The sequence below is a fragment of the Aeromonas sp. ZOR0001 genome, assembly GCF_000801015.1.
Classification (GTDB): Bacteria; Pseudomonadota; Gammaproteobacteria; order Enterobacterales; family Aeromonadaceae; genus Aeromonas; species Aeromonas veronii.
Window position 1 is genome coordinate 38,024 of sequence record NZ_JRJY01000163.1, and the last position, 7,466, is coordinate 45,489.

The 7,466-nt window shown below is 59.3% G+C and carries 5 protein-coding genes; all 5 read right to left on the minus strand.

Annotation, left to right across the window (positions count from 1 at the left end; genetic code table 11):
- Positions 1-9: 9 nt before the first annotated feature.
- The 5 genes from L972_RS19245 to pntA all read right to left on the minus strand — a co-directional run bounded on the left by L972_RS19245 (position 10) and on the right by pntA (position 7,007).
- Entirely contained in the window at positions 10-1,410 is a 1,401-nt protein-coding gene (locus L972_RS19245; RefSeq protein WP_005341918.1) for an L-cystine transporter, read from the minus strand.
- Between the two features lie 133 nt (positions 1,411-1,543).
- On the minus strand, positions 1,544-2,830 hold the full coding sequence (locus L972_RS19250) for an L-cysteine desulfidase family protein (protein ID WP_047440369.1): 1,287 nt from the start codon (positions 2,828-2,830) through the stop codon (positions 1,544-1,546).
- A gap of 279 nt (positions 2,831-3,109) precedes the next feature.
- Positions 3,110-3,886, minus strand: coding sequence for a substrate-binding periplasmic protein (locus tag L972_RS19255; protein WP_047440371.1), 777 nt, complete (start codon positions 3,884-3,886; stop codon positions 3,110-3,112).
- 98 nt (positions 3,887-3,984) lie between these two features.
- Positions 3,985-5,469, minus strand: coding sequence for a Re/Si-specific NAD(P)(+) transhydrogenase subunit beta (pntB, locus tag L972_RS19260; protein ID WP_005339759.1), 1,485 nt, complete (start codon positions 5,467-5,469; stop codon positions 3,985-3,987).
- Positions 5,470-5,480: 11 nt separating this feature from the next.
- Entirely contained in the window at positions 5,481-7,007 is a 1,527-nt protein-coding gene (gene pntA / locus L972_RS19265; protein ID WP_021231470.1) for a Re/Si-specific NAD(P)(+) transhydrogenase subunit alpha, read from the minus strand.
- Positions 7,008-7,466 lie beyond the last annotated feature (459 nt).

Consider the following 7,466-nt stretch of genomic DNA (forward strand, 5'->3'; position numbering starts at 1 on the left):
CGACGCAAATCAGACGGTGGACTCTTCGCCGTCCAGACTCACTTCGTGATCGCTGTTGAACACATGCATGTCGGTCTCGCCCATCAGGCGGCTGGTGACCGTCCCTGCGGTGATGGAGCCGGAGACGTTGAGCGCGGTACGGCCCATGTCGATCAGCGGCTCGATGGAGATGAGCAGACCGGCCAGCGCCACTGGGAAGTCCAGCGCGGAGAGCACGATCAGCGCGGCAAATGTGGCGCCGCCGCCAATCCCGGCCACCCCGAAGGAGCTGACGGTGATGATAGCGATCAGGGTCATGATAAAGCCGGGATCCATCGGGTTGACCCCGACGGTCGGGGCAATCATCACGGCCAGCATGGCCGGATAGATACCGGCACAGCCGTTCTGGCCGATGGTGGAACCGAAGGAGGCGGCGAAGTTGGCGATCCCCTCAGGAATACCCAGCGACTTGGTCTGGGTTTGCACGTTCATCGGGATGGATCCCGCACTGGTGCGCGAGGTGAAGGCAAACGCCAGCACCGGAGTGATCTTCTTGAGGAAGCGCAGCGGGTTGATGCCGACCATGCTCACCAGCAGCAGGTGCACGACAAACATGATGGCGATGGCGCCGTAAGAGGCCATCACAAAGCTGAGCAGGTTGAGAATATCCGCATAGTTGGAGCCGGAGACCACCTTGGTCATCAGCGCCAGTACGCCAAACGGGGTCAGGCGCAGCACCAGAGTCACCATCCGCATCACGATGGCATGAGCCACGGCCACGAAGTGGCTGAAGCTGGCGAAGATCTCCGGCTTCTTGCGGGCGATGCCGGTAGCGGAAAGGCCGATGAAGATGGAGAAGATCACCACGGCGATGGTGGAGGTCTTGCGCGCCCCGGTCATGTCGAGGAAGGGGTTGGCCGGAATGAACTCCAGCATCATCTTGGCGAACGACATGCTCTCGACGCTACCGAGGGTTGTCTGCAGCGCAGCGCCACGGGCGCTCTCGGCGGCACCGGAGGTGAGCCCTTCAGCGGTCAGGCCAAACAGGTTGGACATCAGGATGCCTGCCCCGGCGGCGATGGCGGTGGTGAAGATCAGCACGCCTATGGTCATGGCACTGATCTTGCCCAGCGCGGTGCCGCCATTGAGCTTCAAGATAGCGCTGATGATGGAGACCATGATGAGCGGGATGATGATCATCTGCAGCAGCTTCACATAGCCGCTACCCACGATATCCAGATAGTCGATGGTCTGAACAATGACGGGCGAACCTGCACCGTAAAGCAGTTGCAACGCGGCGCCGAACAGAATACCGAGCCCCAGACCGGCAAATACCCGGCGGGTGAAGCTCACATGTTTTTCCTGTAACCGGTAGAGAAAGAACAGCAAGATGGCGGCGATGGCCAGATTGCCGATAACGCTAAATGTCATGGTATGACTCCCCAAAAAGCGGGCTTGGGCCCGAGAAACAAGAGCAAGCGCCATGCTTGCCCTGGCAACCGTGTCAGACGGTCTGCGCCGTCGTGACAAGAACAAGGGGGTCTATCGCCCCCTTGTCACAGATTCACTGCTTCTGCTGTTTCGCTCGCATGATGTTGATGATTTCAATGTCGGTATCCAGCATCCCCTCTTTGGAGAGGCGGCCCAGATTGGCGATGGTCTGGTCCACATCATCGGAAACGATCCCCTCGCTCTGGGGGACATGCAGGTTGTTGATGGCCATCAGCGAAGACTTTACCGCCGCCGAGGTGGAAGTGGAGACCTTCATGGAGCAGGCGCTGCCCGCGCCGTCGCAGATGATGCCGGAGACATCGCCAATCATGTTGTTGATGCAGTGGCTGATCTGCTGATACTGGCCGCCCAGCAGCCAGGTAATGGCGGCACCGGCACCCATGGCGGCGGTACTGGCGGCGCAGAGGGCCGACAGCTTGTTCTGATAGGTCTTGATGTAGATGGCCACCAGATGGCTCATCACCAGCGCCCGGGTCAGCTGCTCGTCGCTCGCCTTGAGGAAGCGGGCGGCCGCGACCACCGGCATGGTGGCGGCAATGCCCTGATTACCCGAGCCCGAGTTGGACATGGCGGGCAGCATGGCGCCATCCATTCGCGCATCGGAGGCGGCGGAGGAGAGGCGCATCGCCAGCGTCATCAGGTCATCGGAGAGCAGCTTGCGCTCCACCTGCTCGGTGAGGATCTTGCCGATCTGCAGGCCGTAACCCTGCAACCCTTCGTCCGCCAGCGCCTGATTCATGGTGGCAGCCTCGCGGATAAAGTCGATCTCCGCCAGCGGCACTTCCAATGCAAAATCGACGATCTCCCGCAGGGTCATGGCCGGTTTGGCGGATTTGGCTGGCTGGATCTGCACGCCGGGGGCACTGGCCTGCTCCATCAGCACCTCGCCATCCTTCTCCATCAGGATGATGCGGGTGTGGTCGGTACAGATCACCACCCGGGCACTATGACCCTCCACTTCGGCCAGCACCTCGGCGTAGAGCACGTCCGGCACATCCTTCACATCCACCTTGATCACCGGCAGCAGCGCCTTGGCCGCCTCGACCTGGGCCGGGGTGAGAGTCTTTAGCACCTCCAGCCCGGCATCGGGGTTGCCCCCTGTGATGCCGACCGCAGCGGCCACCGGCAGACCGATCATGCCGGTGCCCGGCACCCCGACCCCCATGCCGTTCTTGAACAGATTGCCACTGACCCAGACGCTGATACGGGTCGGGGTCTCCCCCAGCAGCTTGCGGCAGTTGGCCGCCGCCAGCGCCACCGACATCGGCTCGGTACAGCCCAGGGCCGGCACCACTTCACGCTTGAGCAGGGTAATAAAGTCGGTCCATTGTGGTTTCATCTGTGCATTCTCATCTTGGTGGCGCAATGCCTGTCATCGCCACAGGCAACAGCATGGCAAAAAAGGGTGACACGGGATCAACATCAAGCAGGAGCGCGTCGCCAAGGCGTCGCGAGAGAGGTGGCCGTCTGATGACTGCCCCATGCAAATCAACTTAATTTGATTCTAATATCAATAAAATCAAATTAAGTTGCGCAACATCGCTTTTTTAGCGCCATTATGCCCGTCTTTTAACAAAGCGCGACAATTTGTGATGCAACGCACAGACGATGGAGTCACCTAGAGATGATAGCGGGCCAGCAGCTGCTGGTAGGCCGGGGTCTGCTTGAACTGTTTCAAGGCGGCCGAGAAGCGCCTCGCCAACTGGTCATGGCCGGGCTTGTGGGTAAATCCGAGAAAGTTGCGGTTATCGTCGGTCAGCAGGCGGCGACCATTGAACACCTGATCCTGCAGCCCCTGGGTACGCAGCAGATAACGACCAACTTGTTCATTGAGCACGACACCATCCAGTCGGCCGGCCATCATCAGATGCAACTGCTTGACCATCTTGCCATCGCCCGTCATGGCGACCCTGATCACCCCTTCATCGGCCAGAAAATCGGGGCTGTAGGCATAGTCAGCCTGAATGCCGATCCGCAACCCCTTGAGGTCGGATAATTGCTCGAATTTCACCGGACGATCCACCGGATAGAAGAGCACTTCGCCACTACGAGAGAGCGGCTCTTCGGGATAGTGGAGCCACTCTTGGCGATCCTTGTTATAGAAGACGTCGAGTACCGCATCCCCCTGCCCGAGGCGGGCCTGTTGCAACACCCGCTTCCATGGCAGCACCTTCACCTCGGTGCGATAGCCGAGCTGCTGCAGCACGGTGCGAGCCAGCTCGAGATCTGCGCCCACCAGCTCCCCCTTGTCGCTGTGCATCACATAGGGGGGCCACAGTTCTGTCAATATGGTCAGGGTCGGCTTGTCATGAGCCATAGCCATGCCACCGACGAGAAGAGATGCCAGCAGCCAGCCGTACCACCCGATCCTTCGCCAACCCTGACACCACATCATGGAGATCCCTCATGGTCCGTATGGATTGAGGATATACAAGGGATGAGCAATAAAAAAGGAGGCCGAAGCCTCCTTGATATTCACTCTCTGAATGGCACTTACAGTGCTTTCAGGATTGCCTCGACGCTGGCCTTGGCATCGCCAAACAGCATCTGGGTATTTTCCTTGAAGAACAGCGGGTTCTGGACACCGGCGTAGCCAGTGTTCATGGAACGCTTGAAGCCGATGACGTTCTGCGCTTTCCACACTTCCAGCACCGGCATACCGGCGATCGGGCTGCCCGGATCTTCCATCGCAGCCGGGTTAACGGTGTCGTTGGCACCAATCACCAGCACGGTGTCGGTATCGGCGAAGTCGTCGTTGATCTCGTCCATTTCCAGAACGATGTCATACGGGACTTTCGCTTCCGCCAGCAGCACGTTCATGTGGCCAGGCAGACGACCGGCAACCGGGTGGATACCGAAGCGCACCTTGACGCCGCGGTCACGCAGCTTCTGGGTGATTTCAGCCACCGGATACTGGGCCTGCGCCACCGCCATACCGTAGCCCGGGGTGATGATGACGGAGCTGGAGTTCTTCAGCAGGTCAGCCACTTCCTCGGCGCTGGTTTCGCGGTATTCGCCCATCTCCTGATCAGCCGTGGAGGCCACGCCATCGGAGCCGAAGCCACCGGCGATCACGGAGATGAAGGAGCGGTTCATCGCCTTACACATGATGTAAGAGAGGATGGCACCAGAGGAACCTACCAGAGCACCGGTGACGATCAGCAGGTCGTTGGAGAGCATGAAGCCCGCCGCCGCTGCCGCCCAACCAGAGTAGGAGTTCAGCATGGAGACCACCACCGGCATGTCTGCGCCACCGATGGAGGCAACCAGATGCCAGCCGAAGGCGAAGGCGATCAGGGTCATCACCAGCAGGGCGAAGGTAGAGCCGCCCGCGTTGACGAAGTAGACCATCAGCGCCAGCGAGGCGACCACGGCCAGCAGGTTCAGCTTGTGGCGGTGTGGCAGCATCAGCGGCTTGGAGGAGATCAGACCGCGCAGTTTGCCGAAGGCAACCACGGAACCGGTAAAGGTTACGGCACCGATGAAGACGCCGAGGAAGATCTCGACCAGGTGGATGTTCAGCATGGCGCCGGTCAGGTGCTCGACCTGAGCAACGCTGTTGGCCTGCTCGAACGCCGCACGGGCGGCTGCCAGGGTGGCATCCAGATTGGAACCGACGGAGACGACGACCTCAGCAGGTGCGGAGGGGTGCAGATCGATGAAGCTGTTGAAGCCCACCAGCACTGCCGCCATACCCACGAAGCTGTGCAGCACGGCCACCAGCTCGGGCATCTCGGTCATTTCGACCTTGAGTGCCAGACGCACGCCGATGGCACCGCCGATCACCATGGCCAGAATGATCCAGTGAACGCCACTGGTCTCCGGGTTGAATACGGTGGCGAGCAGGGCGATAGCCATACCCGCGATACCGAACAGGTTGCCATGCTTGGCCGTTTCTTGCTTCGACAGTCCCGCGAGACTGAGGATGAAGAGCACGGCGGCAACGATATAGGATGCTGTTACCAGTCCTTGAGACACGTTAAACCCCCTTAATCCTTACGGAACATCTTCAGCATGCGCTGAGTGACGGTGAAGCCGCCGAAGATGTTGATACTGGCAATCAGCACGGCGATGAACGCCAGCGCGGTGACCAGGGTCGACCCTTGCCCGATCTGCAGCAGGGCACCGACCACGATAATGCCGGAGATGGCATTGGTGACCGACATCAGCGGCGTGTGCAGGGCGTGAGAGACGTTCCACACCACGTAGTAACCGACCACACAGGCCAGGATGAATACGGTGAAGTGGGAGAGGAAGGCTGCCGGGGCAACGGACGCAATCCAGCCGAAGGCGGCGATACCGATGGCACCGAACACGAACTTCTTGTTGGAGGGCTTGGCCTCTTCTTTCTTGGCGGCCGGTTTGGCGGCGGCCGGTTTCTGCGGGGCAGCAGAGACGGAGATGGCGGGCGGCGGGAAGGTCACTTCACCGGCCTGGATCACCGTCATGTTGCGCTGAACCACGTCTTCGAAGTCGATGGCAACGTTGCCGTCCTTCTCCTTGCACATCAGCTTCATCAGGTTGACCAGGTTGGTACCGTAGAGCTGGGAGGATTGGGCAGGCAGACGACCCGGCAGATCGGTGTAACCGATCACCTTGACGCCGTTGGCGGTGACATGCAGCTCACCCGGCACTGTGTATTCACAGTTGCCACCAGCCTGAGCGGCCATGTCCACGATGACGGAGCCCGGCTTCATGCTGTCGACCATCTCTTTGGTGATCAGCTTGGGAGCCGGCTTGCCCGGGATCAGGGCGGTGGTGATGATGATGTCCACCTCTTTGGCCTGCTGGGCGAACAGCTCCATCTCGGCCTTGATGAACTCATCGGACATGACTTTGGCGTAACCATCGCTGGATGCGCCGTCTTCGCCACCGAAGTCCAGCTTGAGGAATTCCCCACCCATGGATTCGATCTGCTCGGCCACTTCCAGACGGGTATCGAACGCACGCACGATGGCACCGAGGGAACCGGCCGTACCGATGGCAGCCAGACCGGCTACACCGGCACCGATCACCAGCACCTTGGCAGGCGGCACTTTACCGGCTGCGGTGATTTGACCGGTGAAGAAGCGACCGAACTGATGCGCAGCTTCAACCACGGCGCGATAGCCACCGATGTTGGCCATGGAGGAGAGGGCATCGAGGGACTGGGCACGGGAGATCCGCGGCACCATATCCATCGCCATCACATTGATGTTGCGCTCGGACAGCTTCTTGACCAGCTCAGGGTTCTGGGCAGGCCAGATGAAGCTCACCAGAGTGGCGCCATCTTTAATTTGTGCGATCTCGGCATCGGTCGGCGCATTGACCTTGAAGATAAGGTCGGCTTGCCAGACATTCGGCACCACGCTGGCACCGGCAGCCTCGAAGGCGGCATCATCGAAGCTGGCCGACAGGCCTGCGCCGGTCTCGATGGCGACCTCGAAGCCGAGCTTTTTCAGCTGCTCGACGGTAGCCGGGGTCGCTGCGACCCGGGTCTCACCGGCGAGACTCTCTCTCGGTATTCCAATCTGCATGACTATTCCCTGATGGTTAATAAACAATCGCTGCCCAGTGTCTCACTTCTGACGAAACAAGACATGACCAAAGTGCAGGTCCAGGGCTCTTTGTTATGAAAATCAGTAGGCTTTACCTCAACCTCCTGTCATGGTCAGGCCCCCGCTTTTCAGGCGCGAAGGTGATTAGTATCAAATTTTGGAGTTTTATTACAACCGCAGTCCCGACGGCACTCGTACAGAATTCAGCCCATCCCTGGCTACGATTAAAAAAAACAAACCAAATTAGAGGCTTATACCAGTAAAAACGGCTGAAAAAAGTGATCCAACCAGTCAAAAAAAATGTTTTACCGGCCCTCTATCTTAGCGTTTTTTGTTCTTACGAAATTCGCTTTCGTCTCACTTCTCGCAGCAAAACGCCGAAAAGTAACATTTTCCCAACAAAAGCGGGGCCGCTCAGCCGCCATATGGCGGGAGAGG

Coding starts and splice junctions, on each gene's coding strand:
- L972_RS19250 (WP_047440369.1), bottom strand. CDS start 2,830: ATGAAACCACAATGGACCGACTTTATTACCCTGCTCAAGCGTGAAGTG.
- L972_RS19245 (WP_005341918.1), bottom strand. CDS start 1,410: ATGACATTTAGCGTTATCGGCAATCTGGCCATCGCCGCCATCTTGCTG.
- pntA (WP_021231470.1), bottom strand. CDS start 7,007: ATGCAGATTGGAATACCGAGAGAGAGTCTCGCCGGTGAGACCCGGGTC.
- L972_RS19255 (WP_047440371.1), bottom strand. CDS start 3,886: ATGATGTGGTGTCAGGGTTGGCGAAGGATCGGGTGGTACGGCTGGCTG.